The following is an 18,223-nucleotide window of genomic DNA, read 5'->3' as shown; positions in this document are numbered from 1 at the left end:
TTGGCTGAACCCTCAGCATAATCGCCCGCGCGCCTGCGCGCAAAATCATTCCCGTCGTTGATAACAGGCAATAATTTCCGCCGCCACGGCTACCGCGATTTCCGCAGGCAGTTTGCCTTTCACTTCCGGCAAGCCAATCGGGCAGCGCAGGCGGTTAAGCTGGTCACGGCTGAAGCCTTTGCCCTCGAGCCGATAGTCAAAGCGCTGGCGTTTGGTGTCTGAGCCGATCATGCCGAAATAACCGGCGTCGTCACGGCGAAGGATCGCTTCACAGAGTTCAAGATCGCGCGGGTGGTGATGGGTCATCACCACATAGTAGCTGCCCGCAGGCATGCGTTTTACCTGCTCTGTCGGGTCTTCCAGGCAGCAGACGGTGACGCCCGGCGGCACCGGGTTGAACTGTTCTGCGCGCTCATCCACCCAGTGAACGTGACAGGGTAACGTAGCCAGTAACGTCACCAGCGCCTGCCCCACATGCCCGGCACCGAAGACCGCTATCTGCGGCTGAGCCTGGATGAGCGGTTCGAACAGTACGCTGCTGATGCCGCCGCAACACTGCCCAAGGCGCGCGCCGAGGTTAAACTGTTCGTAGCGCGCCCGCGTCTGGCCGTGCAATAGCATCTCGCGTGCTATGGCCACTGACTGAAATTCCAGATGACCGCCGCCGATGGTCAGCCAGGTTTTATCGGCGGTCACCACCATTTTACTGCCGCGATCGCGCGGAACAGATCCTTTATCATCCAGCACCGTCAACAGCACGCAGGGTTCTGCGCGATCGCGCAGGTTCGCCAGAATCGTAATCCAGTCATCACTGCGCATCTTCACCTCCTGAACGCTGTTTCTCCGCGCCCCAGAACACCCGCTCCGGCGTGGCGGGGGCGTCCAGCAGCGGGTGCTGGCGGTAGCCACCCACGCTGGACACCGCATCCTGCAAGGCACACCAGACGGCGATCCCCAGCATAAACGGCGGTTCTCCCACTGCTTTTGAGTGGAACACCGTGTCCTGCGGATTTTTACGATTCTCGACCAGCGTCACCCTTAAGTCGTGCGGCACGTCGCCAATCGCCGGAATTTTGTAGCTCGCCGGGCCATCGGTGAGCAACCGACCTTTGTCGTTCCACACCAGCTCTTCGCTGGTCAGCCAGCCCATGCCCTGCACAAAGCCCCCTTCCACCTGGCCGATGTCGATCGCCGGGTTTAGCGAAGCCCCCACGTCGTGCAGGATATCGGCACGCAGCAGGCGATATTCCCCGGTCAGGCTGTCGATCAGCACTTCGGCACAGGCCGCGCCATAAGCAAAGTAATAAAACGGCTGGCCGCGCCCGGCCAGGCGGTTGTAGTGGATCCCCGGCACGCGGTAGTAACCGGTGGCAGAGAGCGGCACCTGATTGAGCCATGCCAGCTGGGCGACATCGGCAAAGGTAAAGTATTTATCGCCAACCTGAACAATGCCGTTACTGAACGTCACCTGTTCCGCACCACAGTTATGCAGTTTGCACAGCAGGCTGACCAGCCTTTCGCGCAGGATTTCCGCCGCGTTCTGTGCTGCCTTACCGTTAAGGTCGGTGCCGCTGGAGGCCGCAGTAGGCGAGGTGTTCGGCACTTTTCCGGTGTCGGTGGCAGTGATTTGAATGCAGTTAATGTCGATTTGCAACACCTCAGCGACGATCTGCGCCACTTTGGTGTTCAGCCCCTGGCCCATTTCGGTGCCGCCATGATTAAGCTGCACCGTGCCATCGGTGTAAATCAGGATCAGCGCCCCTGCCTGGTTGAGAAAGCTGGAGGTAAAGGAGATGCCAAACTTCACCGGCGTCAGCGCCAGGCCGCGTTTCATCACCGGGCTGGCAGCATTAAACGCCGTGATCTCCGCCCGTCGTGCGGCGTAGTCTGCGCTCTGTTCAAGCTGCGCGGTGATCTCATCCAGCAGATTATCTTCAACCGTCTGATAATAGTGGGTGACATTGCGCGTCTGTTTACCGTAGTAGTTGCGTTTGCGCACCTCCAGCGGGTCAAGGCCCAGCTCACGGGCGATGTGGTCCATGATCTGTTCAATCGCCACCATGCCCTGCGGCCCGCCAAAGCCGCGATAGGCGGTATTAGACGCGGTGTTGGTGCGGCAACGGTAGCCGGTGATCAGCGCATCGCCGAGGTAATAGGCATTGTCGGCGTGGAACATCGCCCGATCGATAATCGAACCGGACAGATCCAGTGAGTAACCACAGTTTCCCGCGAGGTCGATCTTCACCCCGCTAAAGCGCCCGTCTGCCTCCACGCCCACTTCATAACGCACAAAAAACGGGTGCCGTTTTCCGGTGGTCAGCATATCGTCGCGGCGCGACAGGCACATTTTGGCTGGCCTGCCGCTCAAACGAGCCGCCAGCGCACAGAGGCAGGCAACACCTGCCGCCTGCGTCTCTTTACCGCCAAAACCGCCGCCCATGCGGCGCATATCGATGGTCACTTTGTTCATCGTCAGCCCCATCACCGACGCCACCAGCTTCTGTACTTCGGTGGGGTTCTGGGTAGAGGAGTAAACCTGCAAGGCACGATCTTCGCCCGGCACCACCAGCGCCACCTGGGTTTCCAGGTAGAAATGCTCCTGGCCGCCAATATGAAACTCGCCTTTCAGACGATGGGTCGCCTTCTCCAGCGCGGCATCCGCATCCCCGCGCTGGTGGATATGCGGCTGCTGGACAAAACTGCCCTGCTCTAATGCCTGCTTCACATCCAGCAGCGGGGTCAGCGGCTGATACTCAATCACCGCCAGCGCGGCGGCCTGGCGTGCTGCCTGTTCGCTCTCGGCGGCCACCACCAGCACCATCTGTCCGACGTACTCCACGATCCCTTTCGCCATCAGGGGATCGCCCGGCTCCAGCGGGCCAATATCCAGCTCGCCGGGCACACTTTCCCAGGTCAGCACCTGCACCACGCCGGGCACGCGATAGCACGGCTCAACGTCAATGCTGAGAATACGTGCATGGGCATGTTCGCTGAGGCGCGGGCAGAGATGCAGCATGCCCGGCAGTTCCAGGCGGTCATCAATGTAGAGGGCTTCTCCGGCAACGTGCATCGCCGCGCTGTCATGCCGCGTGCTTTTGCCCACGCCACCCGCATTATCCTGTTGAAACTGGCGGGCCAGCGCGTCCGGGCTTAAGGCCGGGGGTTTATAAGACATAGTCTGATACCTCCGTCACGGTCAGTTCGCCACTCAGCGTGGCGTGATAACGTCGCAGCAGATTTTTCGCCAGCTGCAGGCGATACGCGGCGCTGGCACGAAAATCGCTCAACGGCTGAAAATCCTGTTCCAGTGCCCGGCAGGCGTTTTCGACCGCGCTGGTGGTCAGCGGTTGCCCCAGCAATTGCTGCTCGCAGTGACGGGCGCGGCGCGGGGTTTCGGCCATACCGCCAAATGCGATGCGCACGCTGCTGATGCGGCCCGCCTCATCGGTTGCCAGCGTGAAGGCGGCAAACACCGCAGAAATATCATCCTCCCGCCGTTTAGAGACTTTCCAGGCGCGGAAATGCTGCGCGATCGTGGCTCGCGGAATCACCACTGCGCGGATAAATTCCCCCTCGCGCAGCGCCGTTTTCCGGTAACTGAGGAAGAAGTCCTCCAACGGCAGACGCCGCTGGCTGTCGCCCTGTTGCAGGATCAGCGACGCATCCAGCGCCAGTAACATCGGCGGCATATCGCCAATCGGCGAGGCGTTGCCAATATTGCCGCCCAGCGTGCCGAGGTTGCGGATCTGCTGAGAAGCAAAACGCGCCAGAATCTGCGTCAGCGCCGGGATTTCATCCTCCAGCCATTGCCAGCAGCGGCTCAGGGACGTTCCGGCTCCCAGCACCATCTCATCGCCACTGATCGTGCAGTGCTTCAGCTCATCAATCTGGTCGAGCGCAATCAGCAGCGGTAACGCCTCGCCGCGCTGGGTCACCTGAAGCGCCAGGTCGGTTCCTCCGGCCAGCAGTTTCGCCTGCGGATGGGCCAGCAGCGCGTCGGACAGCTGCTTCACCGTTTTCGGCAGCAGGCAGCGGTTGCCCCGATGGTTGATTTCCTGCATCTCCGGGGTTTGCAGCGCCAGCAACTGCGCCACGGTGGCCGCTTCCTGCCGATCAAAACTGTCCTGCGGTGCCTGCCCGCAGGCCTGGCGGGCGGCGTCAACAATCGGACGGTAGCCGGTGCAGCGACAGAGATTTCCGGCCAGCGCCTGTTCAATCTGCCGGGAATTGCCGCCGCCGTTTTTTTGCAGGGTGAAAATCGACATCACAAAGCCTGGTGTGCAGAAGCCACACTGTGAAGCGTGGCAGTCCACCATCGCCTGCTGTACGCCATGTAAGCCGTCCGGCTGGCGCAGATCTTCCACGCTAATCAACTGTTTTCCCTGTAAATGGCTGACAAACGTCAGACAGCTGTTCACCGTCTGATAGCGCATTTTCCCTTGCTCCACATGGCCCAGCGTCACGGTACAGGCCCCGCAATCCCCGGAGGCGCAGCCCTCTTTAGTGCCGCAACGCCGCTGGTGCTGGCGCAGGTAGTTGAGGATCGTGGTATTGGGGTCGAGGTCCTGCTCGCTGACCAGGCGCTGGTTAAGTAAGAACTGGATCATGCGGCACGCTCCTTCTCTTCACGCTGCCAGACGCAGCGACCATTGACCCAGGTGGCGGCGATATTGCGATCGTCACCCAGCGTCATCAGTACAAACAGTTTCTCCCAGATATCGCGGCTGTTGGCGTGCCGCATTTGTTGCAACGGGGATACCGCCGGGTCGAGGATCACAAAATCAGCTTCTTTGCCCGGCATAAAATTGCCAATGCGGTCATCGAGATCCAGCGCTTTCGCCCCGCCCAGCGTGGCATGGTAGAAGGCTTCACAGGCCGACAGTTTGTAGCGCTGAAGCTGGCCCACTTTGTAGGCTTCGCCCATCGTTTGCAGCATGTTGAAGGTGGTGCCCGCGCCAACATCGGTGCCGATGCCCATCTTCACGCCTTTGTGCCAGCAGGTTTTCAGGTCAAACAGGCCGCTGCCCAGGAACAGATTCGACGTCGGACAGAACGCCACGGCGGAACCGGTGTGGTACAGGCAGTCCCATTCGTGTCGGTCCAGATGCAGGCAGTGGGCAAACAGGCTGCGCTCGCCGGTCAGCTGGTACTGGTGATAGACGTCCAGGTAGCCGTTATGCTGGGGGAACAGTTCTTTTACCCAGGCGATCTCCTGCGGGTTTTCGCTGAGGTGCGTGTGCAGCCAGGTGTCCGGGAACTCGTGGCGCAACTGCTGCACTTTTGCCAGCAGTTCAGGCGATGAGGTCGGGGCAAAGCGCGGCGTCAGGGCATAACTCAGGCGGCCTTTATTGTGCCAGCGCTCAATCAGTTCGCGGGTCTGCTGGTAGCTCTGCTCCGGCGTCTCCATCAGGGCATCCGGGCCATTACGATCCATCATGACTTTACCGGCAATCAGGCGCATCTCAAGGGCCGATGCGGCGGTAAACAGCGCATCTACCGACTGCGGATGGACGGTGCCAAACACCAGCGCAGTGGTGGTGCCGTTACTCAGTAGCTGTTGCAGGAAGAATGCCGACATGCGGGCTGCATGTTGCGGGCAGTGATACTGGCTCTCTACCGGGAAAGTGTACTGATTCAGCCACTCCAGCAGTTGCTCGCCAAATGCGCCGATCATCTCTGTCTGTGGATAGTGGATATGGGTATCGACAAAGCCCGGCACAATCAGCCGGCCACGGCAGTCCAGCAGATCAATATCCGGCGGCAACCGGTGCTGCCCCTCTTCCCAGCCAGACAACCCGACAATCACGCCCTGATTGAGTAACAACAGGCCGTCTTCAATATAACGCGCGGCCGCCGGCAACTGCTGCGGATTGTCCACGGTTTGGGTGATATCAAAAAAACTGGCGCGGATGGCCTGGGTTGCATTTTGAGACATAACAATTCCTTAAAAGAGAGCGGCCAGCCGGTCTGTTGTCATCACGGCGAGCATATAGATTTAAGGTAGCAAAAGTTATGCCATTCGGAGCGTTGATGTTTTTTCATTAAAATACAATGGGTTAATTAATAATCCTGTCAATCCAGGCAAAAAGGTCGAGATAAACGGTTGCGCAATCGGTTGCCTACATAGCAACCGATTACTTACCCAGCGTTTTATCTGGTTTTACCTCATCAGCCTGATGGTGTTGCACCGCGATAACGCAGAATCTCCCGCCGTTGCGCGCTGACGGTGCAATATGCCTTGTGACAATATTTATGGAAACACAGAGATATACCTGGCTGGACAAATAACAACAAAAGGATAACCAACAATATCTATATAATTTCATGGATGGATACAGATAGAATCATTCAGCTGGGGTGCTACGCAACCATCTGGCATGGAAACAGGAAGCGGCGGAGGCTCCGGGAAAGTCATATATCGTGACTTAACGGTGAATGCGTTTATCGATAAAGCGACATCTGGTCTTATGCGCTATGTATCGAATGGGAAACATAAAGCAGGTCATGGTAACGGATGTAATATTTAATGGTGCATCGGAACAGAGTTTATTTGGCGTCACCTATTGCTTCAGAGCAGCAGAGGTCAGTAATCATTATTTTGAGCAAACACAGGAAGGTTCCCGTGGTGCTGAATTCTCGTCAGGATGGAATATCAAAGAAAACAGGGAGATATAACCCTGACTGTCAGGTTTAACCAATCCCATCCCTGCTAAGCGTAAGCCTGGATCCCAGCCTTGCTATGCCGCAATAATTAAATTGTATTTTTAACAGAAAGGGAATTTTGAGAAATGAGTACACGGAGTGAAATCATTGATGGCTCACAAGCGGCAAGTGCCAGAGGTGGCCTGATCTATACGGAAGTGCTGGGCTGGATTGATCTTGGTCATGCGAGAGGAGATGACATCAGAATATTGATGAGCAAATTCGACGCTGGTGAAGCAATGAGTGCAGATCGCTACGATGCCAACTATGTCCAGTCTATGGTATCTCCGTACCGGATAATTCGGGTAGGAAAATTTATCAAATGGCGTATACGAAAGGGACGTCCGTATCAAGAACGCAAAAGCATCGCACTCGCAATGATGATGACAATGGCGCGAAGGTTTGAAGCATTTCAGGGTTCATTTCCTAACAATATGGTGACTGACAGTGGATTTAGTGGAGAAGACCTGGTGTCAGACTTACTGGGCTTTTACCGTGTTATCTCCGTTCATAATCCTTTCGCAATGCTGCGTCCAGTCAGCAAAGCAGAGGCACTGAAAAGATGGGATTATTACGGAAAAATCGGTTCCTGGAAAAATGAAACCTTCCGACCATTGTTATTCCCGAACCCAGAGCGATTCCCAAACGCTAAACCACGCTTAGGCCAGTTGCCTAATTTCATGCAGGCCATAAAACCCTACAACGACTGGAAATCAGGAAACGTTGCTATTGCAACCATGGATGGCTCTTTCATACAAGATGGCAAGAGGAAGGATTTAATTGTATGAAAAGCTCACTTAAAGCAACACTGTTCATTATCGTTGTGATAGCAGGCGTGTTTGTTTACTGCTGGCCAACGATAAAAACAGAGCTGGCTGGTAGTGCACACTACACTGAACAAGATAAGCGGGAATATGAATTTTACACCCCGGACATCCTGAAAAAAATACCAAGAATATCTGAACGCTATGAATTTGATTTTTATAACGTGGCGGGTCCCGGAGCACTTGTCTATTCGGTTACGTTTTACAATACAATTGATGCCAGTAGGGTTAACGCTTATCTGGCTTCTCTTGGCTACATTAAGCAAAATTTCTGTTCAGTAGAGGGATATTGCTGGAAAGGCAGTGACCCTGCTGAAACTATCACTGTTAGTTCCGTTTCAAAAATTAATGTGGTGATGGTGCAAGTCGATAACTCACCACAGTTCTGATCATGCATTGAAGCAGCCAGGGGTGCGTAAAATTTGTGCAGTCTTTATTGCCAGGGGTGTTATCCATTCTTTCTCATTCATCATAACAATTCGCTCCTTATCACATCTGCCATGAGATGGTAAGGTGATAAAAATCCAAAATGTGTTGAGGAACAGTGAGATGATCGTATTTGTTACCGGTGCCACCGCCGGTTTTGGTCAGAGCATTACCCGCCGCTTTATCGCCCAGGGCCATAAAGTGATTGCTACCGGTCGCCGTCAGGAGCGTCTCGACGCCTTACAACAGGAGTTTGGTGACCGTATTTATACGCTGGTACTGGATGTGCGTGACCGCGCGGGCATCGATGCCGCCGTCGCCAGCCTGCCCGCCGCATGGCGTGACATTGATGTTCTGGTCAATAACGCCGGGCTGGCGCTGGGAATTGAGCCTGCGCAGCGTGCCAGCCTGGAAGACTGGGAAGATATGATAGACACCAACAATAAAGGCCTGGTGTATATGACGCGCGCCCTGCTGCCCGCGATGGTGGAGCGTAACGTCGGCCACATTATCAACATCGGTTCGATTGCCGGAAGCTGGCCTTACCCTGGCGGCAATGTGTACGGTGCCACGAAAGCCTTTGTGCGCCAGTTCAGCTTTAACCTGCGTACCGACCTGCACGGTACAGCGCTGCGCGTGACCGATATCGAACCGGGTCTGGTTGGCGGCACCGAGTTTTCTAACGTGCGTTTCAAAGGTGATGATACCCGTGCGGGCAGCGTGTATGACGGCACGGAACCGCTGACGCCAGAAGATGTGACCGAAGCCGTGTGGTGGGTTGCCACACTGCCGAAGCATGTGAATATCAGCGCGCTGGAGATGATGCCAGTAGGCCAGAGCCAGGCGGGCCTGCGCGTCCATAAAGCGTAATTAACACGGTTCGGGCCTGTCTTCAGGCCCGTCCCCATCCTGCCACGATAATCAACATGCCACAGAACGCCACCGCCGCGCCCACCCAGTCATACGTGCTCAGTTTTACCCCATCGACAATACGCAACCACAGCAGCGCAGTGACCACATAAACCCCGCCGTACGCCGCGTAAACGCGCCCGCTGGCTGCCGGATGCAGCGTGAGTAACCAGACAAACACCATCAGGCTGATGCCCGCAGGCAGCAGCAGCCAGGCGGACGCATTTTTCTTCAGCCACAGATACGGCAGAAAACAGCCGATAATTTCGGCTAATGCCGTGGCAAAAAACAGTAATGTCGTGTTCAGCACGTTTTCTTTCTCTCTCGTGGGTAAACGGCGGTATCAGGCAGACTGGTGAGGCCCTGAAAGCTGGTGATATACTACAGCACATGACCTGTTCAGTCGCCGTAGCCGTGGCTGCCCACACAAAGGAACCGATGATGAATACCCTGAAAAGCCGTCTGACAAAAGCTGCTGTCCCGCTGGTGCTGTTAACCGCACTGTTTTCTGTCCAGCACAGCGCTCAGGCACGTACCGATCGTCTGATTATTTCAGAAGGCGATACCGCCCTCACCACTGAGCAGGCACGCGAGCAGAAAGAGCAATGGGATGCGACCCGCAGCTTGCGTAACAAGGTGAACAAGCGCGCGGAGAAAGAGTTTGATAAAACTGACCGTGCGTTTGATACCCGTGACGACTGTGAACATAGCATGAATGTGAATGCCTACTGGGAACCCAATACGCTGCGTTGTCTCGACCGTCGCACTGGCCGCGCGGTTGCGCCATAAACAGATTTAACTGCTATAGTTAGCAGGATTTTCACGCAAATAAGGATGAAATGATGAAAGGGTTTAAGTGGATGTTAACCGGGCTGATCGTCGCGATGCCGCTGGCCGTTCAGGCGTCGTGTGAAACGGTCAAAGCCGATATTAATCAGAAAATCATTAACAATGGCGTGCCCGCTTCCGGTTTCACGCTCGACATTGTGCCTAACGACCAGGCCGATCAGGCCGCAGGACAGGTTGTCGGGCATTGTGAAAACGACACGCAGAAAATCGTTTATAAACGCACGGGTAACGACGGTGACAGCAGCGTTCCCGCCAGCGCAGGCACTTCGCAGGATGCACCGGCACAGTAGCCTTCTTTAGGGGTGCAGTGCAGGCCATCAGCATGGGTCTGGTCAGTATCACTGATCGACCGGAAAAAGGTCGGCCCCTTCAATATGTCTTGCCAGATCGCTGGCAAGACATCCTCTACGATAAAATGATCGCTTACAGCGTCTGAACCTGACAAAAACGCCCCGTCTCCAGCGACTTTACTGCCGCCTCGGCAATCGCCTGTGCCTGTAAACCATCCTGTAATCCCGGCACAGCAATCGACTCCCCGTTCAGCGAACGCACAAACGCATCCAGATGCAGGTAATACGTCTCTTTCACCCGGTTAAACCAGTCGGCATACAGCGCTGGGTGGGTAATCCCCCCTGTTGTGTACAGCGTGGCCCCCTGCGGGCTTTGTGCGCCGGACTCTGACATGCCTTTCGCGCCCAACAGCGTAATCCGCTCCTCGTAGCCATAGCCCGTTCGGCGCGTGTTATCGAGCTGTGCCAGCGCCCCGCTGTTCATCTTCATGATCAGCACCGAGGTATCCACATCACCAAACTCAGCGATCGCCGGCATCGCCAGCGCAGACCCCAGCGCGCCCATGGTGTCGACTTCATCTCCGGTTAGCCAGCGCAGCAGATCGAAGAAATGGATCGCCTGGTCGCGCATCTGCCCGCCCGAAGTTTGCAGATAACTCAGTGGCGGCAATTCGGAGGCACGGCACACCATCTGGATCAGCTCGGCTTTCCCCAGTAAACCCTGCTGAAAATGCTGTTTTAACTGGTTGTGGCTGGGGTCAAAACGACGGTTAAACCCGACAGTGACGGCAGCCGGATAGCGTGACACCTCATCCACCACGCTGCGCGCTTTATCCAGCGACAGATCGATCGGCTTTTCGCAATACACCGCTTTGCCCGCTGCCACCGCGGCTGTCAGAAATTCGGCATGGGACGGCGTGGATGTGGCAATCAATACGCTGTCGATGGCATCGCTGTTAATCGCCTCCAGCACGCTGCCCACCCGCGCACCGTAACGGGTGGCAATCTCATCCGCACGGGCACGATCCTGATCCGCGACCATCACCAGCTCAATATCGGGATGTGCCGCCAGGTTTTTTGCATGAACCTGACCAATAAATCCTGTGCCCAGCAGGGCAAACTTACGTTTCTGTACCATTGTTGCGACGCCTGTATGGGTTGAATGTTAACGTTTCGTTGCCAGGATAGCGTTCGCGAATATACTTGCAGAAACGACATTTTGATGGAAAGCCATCATGCGGAGTAAAGAGTGAAGAAGATCACGCTGGAAGCGGTGGCAAAACAGGCTGGCGTGGGCATTGCCACCGTTGACCGGGTCATGAACGAACGCGGAGGCGTCTCGCCTGCCACCACCCGACGGGTATTGCAGGCGGCAAAGGACGCGGGACTCAAGCGCCTGCTACCGGACGCGCATCACCAGCCGTGGCAAATTGAGCTGCTCCTCAGCAGCAGCGACGCCTTTTTCTTCCACCAGCTTTCGCAGGATTTCAGCCAGCTTGCCGGGCAACTGGGCTACGGTCACGTCACGCTTCACCGCACGCTGATAGCCGAAGCGGAACCCGAAAAACTGGCGGCGCAGATCATCAAGGCTGCCGCCCGGCGCGACGGCATCATCGTTTTTGCCCATGAACATCCGGCCATTTTTTCCGCGCTGGAGCAGTGCCAGAAGCAGCAGGTTCCGGTGATCACTCTGGTCACCGATCTGCCCGGCGCGGCGCGTCTGTGCCATGTGGGCATTAATCAGCGCCAGGCCGGACGTACCGCCGGGTTACTGATGGGCAATATGCTGAATGTTGCTGGCGATATCATCATTATCAGCGGACGTTTTGATTATCTGGCACACCGCCAGCGGGTGGAGGGTTTTAGCGAAGTGATCGGCAGCAAGTTTCCGCATCTGCACGTACACCAGGTGCTGGCTGCGCTAGACGATCGTCAACAGGTTGGCCGGATGCTGGAGGAGCAGCTCTATCGCAGCCGCGATCTGCACGGCATCTATAACACCGGGCTGGGAAACCAGGCGATCGCTGACGTACTGGCACGTCATCGCCTGCTGAAAAAGTCGGTGTTTATCACCCACGAACTCTACCCCACCACGCGTCAGTTACTGGCAGACGAGTCAGTGGTGCTGACGCTGGATCAAAATACCCGTGAACATGCGCAGCGCGCGCTGACGCTGATGCTGGCAAAACTGGAATGCCAAAAGAGACCTGATGAATATCAGGACGGGAAAGTCGAGTTTATGCTTTATACGCGGGAGAATATGTCACCCGGGCCGGAATAACCGGCCCGGATAGAAAATCACACTTCTTTGATGATCAACTGCATCAGCGTACTGCGAATTTCTTCACACACACGGCGCACGTTGTATTGATATTTTGGTGTGGCGATATCATCAATCTCACTGCCAACCTTGTCTCGGATTTCAAGATACTTTTCCAGCTGACCGTTCACACGCAGGAAGCGCTGGTTGTATTGCTCGAATACCGTGACGTTATAAGCCTGCATTACCTGCAATTCCTTGCGGCACTGAGCAACGCGTGAATCAAAGCTGGATAACGACTGCGGCGCAGACACAACCGGAGGGGGGGGTGGATTATGGGATGAAGCAGATTTTGGAGGCATGGTACAACCCGTTGCCAGCAATGCGGCAAAGAAAACCGGTGCAAACTTTGTCATTATATCACCCAAGTCAGGGTCCTGCTTTTGCAGGATATATTTACGGATTTCGGCAAATAATAGCAAAAAATATCGCGTCATTACCACATGACTCTTCCGCATATATAAAATTTTATGTTTAATTTCTTCGCGACACTTTAACCTGACATTAATGCCAGCGGTGCTGTAACCGTGTCGGGCAGGCTAACCGGTCAGGTCGCGCCTTGATTCAGCGCACGGAACAGGGCCAGCAGCGTGACGATCTCCCCCTCGCCTGGCTGTACACTGTCGTCGGTCATCATACAGAGTGAACTGGTGCGCCGCTGCCCGCTGCCGAGCGGCAGGCGTTGCAGTTCTCCGCTCTCCAGCCACGGCGTGATTTGCGCCTCCGGCAGCCAGCCGTAACCCACCTGATGCAACACCGCCTCCAGCGCCGCCTCAATGCTGGTAAACGTCCAGTTTTCTGCCGCCGCTGGCTGGCCGTCCTGCTGCTGCTGGCGGTCAAGGATTTCAATCAGCGGATAGCTGGCCAGCACGGTACGCGAGAGAGGTGCCGGGAGCGCCAGCAGAGGGTGATCGCGCTGGGCGACGGCAACGAAATCGATATTCAGCAGCCCTTCTGCCTGGCGCTGACCGCAGCTTTCACGCGTCAGGATCAGAATATCAGCCTGGCGCTGCGCAAGTTGCTGCGCGCTTTCGCCACGTATCACTTCTGTCAGATGCACCTGCGTGGCCGGATGCTGTTGCTGGAACTGACGCAGCACATCAAACAGCGGCCCGCGCGGGAAAATACTGTCCACGATCAGGTCAATACGCGCCCGGCTGCCCGCTTTTAACGCGGCGGCACGGTTCTCCAGCTGGTGAAATGCGCTGAGTAAGGGCCGCGCCTGCGCCAGCAGGATCTGCCCTTCCGGCGTCAGTTCTGCACGCCGTCCGACAGGAGTGAGCAGCGTGATCCCCAGCCGCTGCTGCATCAGCCCCAGCTGATAGCTGATCGCCGACTGGCTGCGGTTCACCCGCATGGCAGCGCGGGCAAAGCTTCCGCAGGCCACCACTTCCTGTAAAAGCGCCCACTGTTCAAGACTGGTTTTGCTCAACATGGCTGATTCATCGAATTTTTCCATTAATTTAACGCAAAATTAGCGTTATTAATCGAAAAAATCCAGCGTTACAGTAGCGTAATACAGAATAAGGAGAGCAATAATGGCGCGTTTTAATCAGCATGACCTGAGTGAATTTGTCGGTAAGCATCTGGTGTATACCTATGACAACGGCTGGAATTATGAGATCTACGTGAAAAATGGCACCACGCTGGACTATCGCATCCATAGCGGGATTGTCGCCAATCGCTGGGTGAAGGATCAGCAGGCGTATATCGTGCGCGTGGCAGCAGAGGTGTACAAAATTTCCTGGACTGAACCCACCGGGACGGATGTGAGCCTGATTGTGAACCTGGCGGATAAGATTTTCCACGGCACCATTTTCTTCCCGCGCTGGGTGATCAACAACCCGGAACATACCGTTTGCTTCCAGAACGAGCATATTGCGCAGATGGAGCGCTATCGTGATGCAGGCCCGGCCTATCCGACGGAAGTGATTGATGAGTTTGCTACGCTGACATTTATTCGTGACTGCGGGGAGAATAATGACACGGTGATTAACTGCCCGGCCAGTGAGTTACCAGCGGATTTTCCTGCGGGATTGTGATGGCAGCCGCCATCGGCACGGGTCGATCGGAAAAGATGATCGACCCCAACGAGAGACCGCTGTGCCTGGAGGTTACTTCGCGAGAATATTATTCACGGCGGCAGCATGGCCCACTTTGTCTTTAGAACCGGAGATCACCTGAATCACGGTGAATTTATTATCGGCGGCAGACAACAGGGTAGCCTGCTGGACATTTTTACCGTCCATTTTGTCGGTCGCTTCAATGTGATAAACCTCAAGGCCTTTCACGTTTTCCGTCTTCTCACTGATCACCGTATAATCCGGCGATGCCTGCTTTTGTTTATCTTTGATGGATTTCATCCCATCAATAAAATCAGCATCGGTCGCGCCACGGGCAACAACCGGGATCGCGTCTTCACCGATCAGCAGCACGCGTTTTTCCGCTTTGCTGACGTACATGTTACCCGGGCCACCGCCAGGAACAGGCTGCATCTCATAACCCTTCAGGTTAAACGCCAGATGCCCGCCCAGTAAGGAGACTTTCTCTGCCGCTGCCGCACTGGCAACGGGGGCTTTAGCTTCCGCCGCCACAGCCATATTTGCCGCACTGCTTAATGCCATCGCCATACACAGTGATCCTGCCAGAGTCATTGATTTTGATAATTTCATTATTCGAGCTTCCTTCTTCAAATTAAGACTCATTGTATTGATATTATTACTCATTAAACCATCAGATTAATCTCTAACCCTGAGATGGCTTTGATTGAATAAATCAGGCGAGGTGTATTGCTACTTAAATCAAATAAAAAAGGGCGACCACTGGTCGCCCTTCGATAATATCCGTGACAGAAATTACATCTGTACCAGATTTTTGATTTTCACATCAGGATTCACATCCGCAGCGTAGTCTACGCCGTCCAGGCCGAAGCCGAACAGGTGCATAAACTCGGTTTTGTAACCGACAAAGTCAGAAACCTCGTTCAGGGTTTCGTCGGTCACGGACTGCCACAGACGGGCCACTTCGTCCTGCACTTCTGGCTGCAACTCTTTGTAGTCAGCACGCAGACGGCCAGCGTCATCCAGGATTGGAGAAGCGTTGTACAGGCTGTCTTTAAACAGACCGTAAACCTGCTCGATGCAACCTTCGTGGGTGCCCTTTTCTTTCATCACTTTGAACAGCAGTGACAGATACAGTGGCATCACCGGGATCGCAGAGCTTGCCTGGGTCACAACGGCTTTCAGTACAGAAACGCGTGCGTCGCCGTTACCGTGAGCGGCCAGGGTGTCACGAATGGTCAGAACACGCTTGTCCAGATCCTTTTTCGCTTCGCCGATAGAGCCGTTCCAGTAGATGTCGTGGGTGATCTTCTCGCCCAGGTAGGTGAACGCCGTGGTCTTCGCGCCTTCAGCCAGCACACCGGCTTCCAGCAGCGCATCAATCCACATCTGCCAGTCTTCACCCCCCATAACCGCGACGGTGCCGTCGATCTCTTCCTGGGAAGCAGGCTCCAGCGACACATCGGTCAGGGTTTCTTTATCGGTGTTCAGGCCACGCGTAGTCAGCGGTTTGCCGATCGGCTTCAGGGTTGAGTTGAACACTTCACCGGTTTTCGGATGGGTACGGCGTGGCGCAGCCAGGCTGTAAACCACCAGATCAACCTGACCCAGATCTTCTTTAATCAGTTCGATGGTTTTCTGCTTAACGGCATCGGAGTACGCGTCGCCATTGATGCTTTTCGCATACAGGCCTTTTTCCGTCGCGAACGCTTCAAATGCAGCAGAGTTGTACCAGCCAGCGGTGGCCGGTTTGGTCTCTTCGCCTGCGCGCTCGAAGAACACACCCAGTGTGTCAGCACCGCAGCCAAATGCCGCAGAGATACGGGCAGCAAGGCCGTAACCGGTAGAGGCACCAATCACCAGCACTTTTTTCGGGCCGGAGGCAATCGCGCCCTGAGCGGTGACGTACTCGATCTGTTTTTCTACGTTAGCTTTACAGCCTTCTGGATGGGCAGTAACACAGATGAAGCCACGGATGCGTGGTTTAATAATCATATTGACCTCAGTAATAGTCACTATACCCGTCATGCTTCTTGTTGTTGGTGCGTAGCCTGCAACAGGACGCTTCCGGGTATAATTCATCGTCTTTTTCATGAAATTAGCGCGCTAGAATACCGCGGATGCCGGTTCAGGCAAAGTGCCGAAACATTCTTATCGTTATCCCGTCACTTTATGACCGATGTTTGTTCAGGGGTTGAGCACCTTGCGAGCCTGCGCGAGGTATTGCGCCATCTCTTTTTCCGGCACCATGCCGCCGCCCGTGGCCCACACCAGATGGGTGGAACCGGCAAGCGATGCGGCGCTAATGCCCTGCTCTGCCAGGCGCAGCGGTTCAGCACTGAGGCGCCACGGCCCGCACATCCCGGCCAGCGCCGAGGGTTCCAGCGCCAGCGACTCATGCTGCTGCAATAATCCCAACAGGGCGAACATCTCCTCATCGCTCAGCGTATAAAAGGCGCTGAGGAGCCGTTCCATAGCGCGCCCGACAAAACCGGAGGCGCGCCCCACGGCCAGGCCATCGGCGGCGGTGCGATTATCAATGCCCAGATCCTGCACCGAGATAGCATCGTGCAGCCCGGTATGTACCCCCAGCAGCATGCAGGGAGAGTGCGTCGGTTCCGCAAACACACAATGCACATGGTCGCCAAAAGCCAGTTTCAGGCCGAATGCCACACCGCCAGGACCGCCGCCCACGCCACAAGGCAGATAGACAAACAGCGGATGGTCTGCATCCACCACTATATTCTCGGCGGCAAACTGCTGCTTCAGCCGCTCTCCGGCCACTGCGTAGCCAAGAAACAGGTTGTGCGAGTTCTCATCATCAATAAAGAAACACTGCGGGTCGGATGCCGCCTGACGACGACCTTCAGCCACCGCCACACCATAATCCTGCGTGTGCTCCACCACGTTCACGCCATGATCGCGCAGCTTCTGTTTCTTCCAGGCGCGCGCATCGGCCGACATATGTACCGTGACATCAAACCCAAGGCTGGCGCTGATGATACCGATCGACAGGCCAAGATTACCGGTTGAGCCAACGGCAATTCGCTGCTGGCTGAACAGCTCCCGACAGGCAGGTGACGCGAGACAGCGATAATCCTCATCCAGCGTCAATAATCCGGCGGTGAGCGCCAGCTGCTCGGCATGGGCCAGCACTTCATAAATGCCGCCGCGCGCTTTGATCGAGCCAGATACTGGCAGATGGCTGTCTTTTTTCAGCCACAGTTTGCCCGCCAGCACCTGGTTATAACGGGCATCCAGCACCGGTTGAAGCCGTGGCAACGCGCAGATATCGGACTCGATAATTCCCTGCCGCGCATGCGTTTCCGGAAATGCCTCCATCAGCCAGGGGGCAAAACGTTGCAGCCGTGCGCTGGCATCAGCAACCTGTTCACGCGTCAATCCGACATGAGGATAGCCTTCAACCAGCGAGGTGGTGCCTGGATTGAACCAGGTAGCCGGTTGTAAGGCACTTAGCATGTTAAGCAGTGGAAAAATCTGCCTGAGATGTTCGACGTCCGGTAACATGGTGACTTCTCCTGTCTTTGAATTTAATCGGGATCACATCCGGCCCTTGCCGCAGTCGCGCCTGCGAAAGCCCAAAGTTTGATCGCATTCAAATTTTTGAAAAATATAAAGAAAATCCTCATATGCATTTTATCTGCATAATTACCGTCTGCCAACGAGCAACATAACAGGCTACTGCGCTATGACCTGCTAACTATGCATTTAACCCCCATGAATTGCCTCATTAACTCATAATTTCACAATATTTTAAAAACTTGGAAACCTTTTTTTGATGTTAAATTATGAGCAGCTCAGTGATATGCACTGAGCCATCCA

At 55.4% G+C, this 18,223-nt stretch carries 19 protein-coding genes; 8 read left to right on the top strand and 11 right to left on the bottom strand.

Annotation, left to right across the window (positions count from 1 at the left end; genetic code table 11):
• Nucleotides 1–45: 45 nt before the first annotated feature.
• Genes xdhC through guaD form a run of 4 tightly spaced genes read right to left on the bottom strand, consistent with a single transcriptional unit; the run spans nucleotide 46 to nucleotide 5,935 of the window.
• Nucleotides 46–819 (bottom strand): xanthine dehydrogenase accessory protein XdhC, encoded by a 774-nt coding sequence (gene xdhC, locus ACFL9S_RS05690; RefSeq protein WP_405260844.1) that lies wholly within the window; start codon nucleotides 817–819, stop codon nucleotides 46–48.
• Nucleotides 809–3,175 (bottom strand): xanthine dehydrogenase molybdopterin binding subunit, encoded by a 2,367-nt coding sequence (xdhB, locus tag ACFL9S_RS05685; protein ID WP_405260842.1) that lies wholly within the window; start codon nucleotides 3,173–3,175, stop codon nucleotides 809–811. Before xdhB ends, xdhC begins: the two co-directional genes overlap by 11 nt.
• A complete protein-coding gene (gene xdhA / locus ACFL9S_RS05680; RefSeq protein WP_405260840.1) occupies nucleotides 3,165–4,607 on the bottom strand; it encodes a xanthine dehydrogenase small subunit in 1,443 nt (480 codons plus the stop codon). The genes xdhB and xdhA overlap by 11 nt, the downstream gene beginning before the upstream one ends.
• Nucleotides 4,604–5,935, bottom strand: coding sequence for a guanine deaminase (gene guaD / locus ACFL9S_RS05675; protein WP_405260838.1), 1,332 nt, complete (start codon nucleotides 5,933–5,935; stop codon nucleotides 4,604–4,606). The genes xdhA and guaD overlap by 4 nt, the downstream gene beginning before the upstream one ends.
• A 442-nt stretch (nucleotides 5,936–6,377) precedes the next feature.
• Here guaD and ACFL9S_RS05670 point away from each other — a divergent pair, with 442 nt between their 5' ends.
• From ACFL9S_RS05670 to ydfG, 4 genes are all read left to right on the top strand, one after another.
• Nucleotides 6,378–6,527 (top strand): type VI secretion system tube protein Hcp, encoded by a 150-nt coding sequence (locus ACFL9S_RS05670; RefSeq protein WP_405260836.1) that lies wholly within the window; start codon nucleotides 6,378–6,380, stop codon nucleotides 6,525–6,527.
• Nucleotides 6,528–6,788: 261 nt separating this feature from the next.
• Nucleotides 6,789–7,490: a hypothetical protein gene (locus ACFL9S_RS05665; RefSeq protein WP_405260834.1), complete on the top strand. Its 702-nt coding sequence runs from the start codon at nucleotides 6,789–6,791 to the stop codon at nucleotides 7,488–7,490.
• Nucleotides 7,487–7,915, top strand: coding sequence for a hypothetical protein (locus tag ACFL9S_RS05660; protein ID WP_405260832.1), 429 nt, complete (start codon nucleotides 7,487–7,489; stop codon nucleotides 7,913–7,915). The genes ACFL9S_RS05665 and ACFL9S_RS05660 overlap by 4 nt, the downstream gene beginning before the upstream one ends.
• Nucleotides 7,916–8,075: 160 nt before the next feature.
• The gene (ydfG, locus tag ACFL9S_RS05655; RefSeq protein WP_405260830.1) at nucleotides 8,076–8,822 is read left to right on the top strand and encodes a bifunctional NADP-dependent 3-hydroxy acid dehydrogenase/3-hydroxypropionate dehydrogenase YdfG; all 747 of its coding nucleotides are present in this window, start codon (nucleotides 8,076–8,078) and stop codon (nucleotides 8,820–8,822) included.
• Nucleotides 8,823–8,844: 22 nt separating this feature from the next.
• Here ydfG and ACFL9S_RS05650 read toward each other — a convergent pair whose 3' ends face one another.
• The gene (locus ACFL9S_RS05650) at nucleotides 8,845–9,171 is read right to left on the bottom strand and encodes a YnfA family protein (protein WP_405260828.1); all 327 of its coding nucleotides are present in this window, start codon (nucleotides 9,169–9,171) and stop codon (nucleotides 8,845–8,847) included.
• 131 nt (nucleotides 9,172–9,302) lie between these two features.
• Between ACFL9S_RS05650 and ACFL9S_RS05645 the strand changes: the two genes are divergently transcribed.
• On the top strand, nucleotides 9,303–9,650 hold the full coding sequence (locus ACFL9S_RS05645) for a DUF1283 family protein (RefSeq protein ID WP_405261066.1): 348 nt from the start codon (nucleotides 9,303–9,305) through the stop codon (nucleotides 9,648–9,650).
• 50 nt (nucleotides 9,651–9,700) lie between these two features.
• Nucleotides 9,701–10,000 (top strand): DUF1161 domain-containing protein, encoded by a 300-nt coding sequence (locus tag ACFL9S_RS05640; RefSeq protein WP_374760119.1) that lies wholly within the window; start codon nucleotides 9,701–9,703, stop codon nucleotides 9,998–10,000.
• A gap of 133 nt (nucleotides 10,001–10,133) precedes the next feature.
• Here the strand turns inward: ACFL9S_RS05640 and ACFL9S_RS05635 are convergent, their stop codons facing one another.
• Nucleotides 10,134–11,138: a Gfo/Idh/MocA family oxidoreductase gene (locus tag ACFL9S_RS05635; RefSeq protein WP_405260826.1), complete on the bottom strand. Its 1,005-nt coding sequence runs from the start codon at nucleotides 11,136–11,138 to the stop codon at nucleotides 10,134–10,136.
• A gap of 111 nt (nucleotides 11,139–11,249) precedes the next feature.
• Here ACFL9S_RS05635 and ACFL9S_RS05630 point away from each other — a divergent pair, with 111 nt between their 5' ends.
• A complete protein-coding gene (locus ACFL9S_RS05630; protein WP_405260824.1) occupies nucleotides 11,250–12,281 on the top strand; it encodes a LacI family DNA-binding transcriptional regulator in 1,032 nt (343 codons plus the stop codon).
• Between the two features lie 17 nt (nucleotides 12,282–12,298).
• Here the strand turns inward: ACFL9S_RS05630 and ACFL9S_RS05625 are convergent, their stop codons facing one another.
• Together ACFL9S_RS05625 and ACFL9S_RS05620 are read right to left on the bottom strand one after the other, a co-directional pair.
• Entirely contained in the window at nucleotides 12,299–12,676 is a 378-nt protein-coding gene (locus tag ACFL9S_RS05625) for a hypothetical protein (protein WP_405260822.1), read from the bottom strand.
• A 191-nt stretch (nucleotides 12,677–12,867) separates the two neighbouring features.
• Nucleotides 12,868–13,752 (bottom strand): LysR family transcriptional regulator, encoded by an 885-nt coding sequence (locus tag ACFL9S_RS05620; RefSeq protein WP_405261065.1) that lies wholly within the window; start codon nucleotides 13,750–13,752, stop codon nucleotides 12,868–12,870.
• 106 nt (nucleotides 13,753–13,858) lie between these two features.
• Between ACFL9S_RS05620 and ACFL9S_RS05615 the strand changes: the two genes are divergently transcribed.
• Nucleotides 13,859–14,362, top strand: a complete 504-nt coding sequence (locus ACFL9S_RS05615; protein ID WP_405260820.1) for a phenolic acid decarboxylase — start codon at nucleotides 13,859–13,861, stop codon at nucleotides 14,360–14,362.
• Between the two features lie 72 nt (nucleotides 14,363–14,434).
• Here ACFL9S_RS05615 and ACFL9S_RS05610 read toward each other — a convergent pair whose 3' ends face one another.
• From ACFL9S_RS05610 to ACFL9S_RS05600, 3 genes are all read right to left on the bottom strand, one after another.
• Nucleotides 14,435–14,992, bottom strand: a complete 558-nt coding sequence (locus ACFL9S_RS05610) for a hypothetical protein (RefSeq protein ID WP_405260819.1) — start codon at nucleotides 14,990–14,992, stop codon at nucleotides 14,435–14,437.
• A gap of 183 nt (nucleotides 14,993–15,175) precedes the next feature.
• A complete protein-coding gene (gene fabV, locus ACFL9S_RS05605; protein ID WP_405260818.1) occupies nucleotides 15,176–16,375 on the bottom strand; it encodes an enoyl-ACP reductase FabV in 1,200 nt (399 codons plus the stop codon).
• A 192-nt stretch (nucleotides 16,376–16,567) separates the two neighbouring features.
• Nucleotides 16,568–17,908, bottom strand: a complete 1,341-nt coding sequence (locus tag ACFL9S_RS05600) for a D-serine ammonia-lyase (protein WP_405260817.1) — start codon at nucleotides 17,906–17,908, stop codon at nucleotides 16,568–16,570.
• Nucleotides 17,909–18,223 lie beyond the last annotated feature (315 nt).

The sequence above is a fragment of the Erwinia sp. AnSW2-5 genome, from assembly GCF_045107195.1.
In the GTDB taxonomy this organism is placed as follows: domain Bacteria; phylum Pseudomonadota; class Gammaproteobacteria; order Enterobacterales; family Enterobacteriaceae; genus Erwinia.
Note: the sequence above shows the minus strand (reverse complement) of the source record. Positions and strands in the feature narration are given on the sequence as shown.

Coding starts and splice junctions, on each gene's coding strand:
- xdhC (WP_405260844.1), bottom strand. CDS start 819: ATGCGCAGTGATGACTGGATTACGATTCTGGCGAACCTGCGCGATCGC.
- xdhB (WP_405260842.1), bottom strand. CDS start 3,175: ATGTCTTATAAACCCCCGGCCTTAAGCCCGGACGCGCTGGCCCGCCAG.
- xdhA (WP_405260840.1), bottom strand. CDS start 4,607: ATGATCCAGTTCTTACTTAACCAGCGCCTGGTCAGCGAGCAGGACCTC.
- guaD (WP_405260838.1), bottom strand. CDS start 5,935: ATGTCTCAAAATGCAACCCAGGCCATCCGCGCCAGTTTTTTTGATATC.
- ACFL9S_RS05670 (WP_405260836.1), top strand. CDS start 6,378: ATGGAAACAGGAAGCGGCGGAGGCTCCGGGAAAGTCATATATCGTGAC.
- ACFL9S_RS05665 (WP_405260834.1), top strand. CDS start 6,789: ATGAGTACACGGAGTGAAATCATTGATGGCTCACAAGCGGCAAGTGCC.
- ACFL9S_RS05660 (WP_405260832.1), top strand. CDS start 7,487: ATGAAAAGCTCACTTAAAGCAACACTGTTCATTATCGTTGTGATAGCA.
- ydfG (WP_405260830.1), top strand. CDS start 8,076: ATGATCGTATTTGTTACCGGTGCCACCGCCGGTTTTGGTCAGAGCATT.
- ACFL9S_RS05645 (WP_405261066.1), top strand. CDS start 9,303: ATGAATACCCTGAAAAGCCGTCTGACAAAAGCTGCTGTCCCGCTGGTG.
- ACFL9S_RS05640 (WP_374760119.1), top strand. CDS start 9,701: ATGATGAAAGGGTTTAAGTGGATGTTAACCGGGCTGATCGTCGCGATG.
- ACFL9S_RS05635 (WP_405260826.1), bottom strand. CDS start 11,138: ATGGTACAGAAACGTAAGTTTGCCCTGCTGGGCACAGGATTTATTGGT.
- ACFL9S_RS05625 (WP_405260822.1), bottom strand. CDS start 12,676: ATGACAAAGTTTGCACCGGTTTTCTTTGCCGCATTGCTGGCAACGGGT.
- ACFL9S_RS05615 (WP_405260820.1), top strand. CDS start 13,859: ATGGCGCGTTTTAATCAGCATGACCTGAGTGAATTTGTCGGTAAGCAT.
- ACFL9S_RS05610 (WP_405260819.1), bottom strand. CDS start 14,992: ATGAAATTATCAAAATCAATGACTCTGGCAGGATCACTGTGTATGGCG.
- fabV (WP_405260818.1), bottom strand. CDS start 16,375: ATGATTATTAAACCACGCATCCGTGGCTTCATCTGTGTTACTGCCCAT.
- ACFL9S_RS05600 (WP_405260817.1), bottom strand. CDS start 17,908: ATGTTACCGGACGTCGAACATCTCAGGCAGATTTTTCCACTGCTTAAC.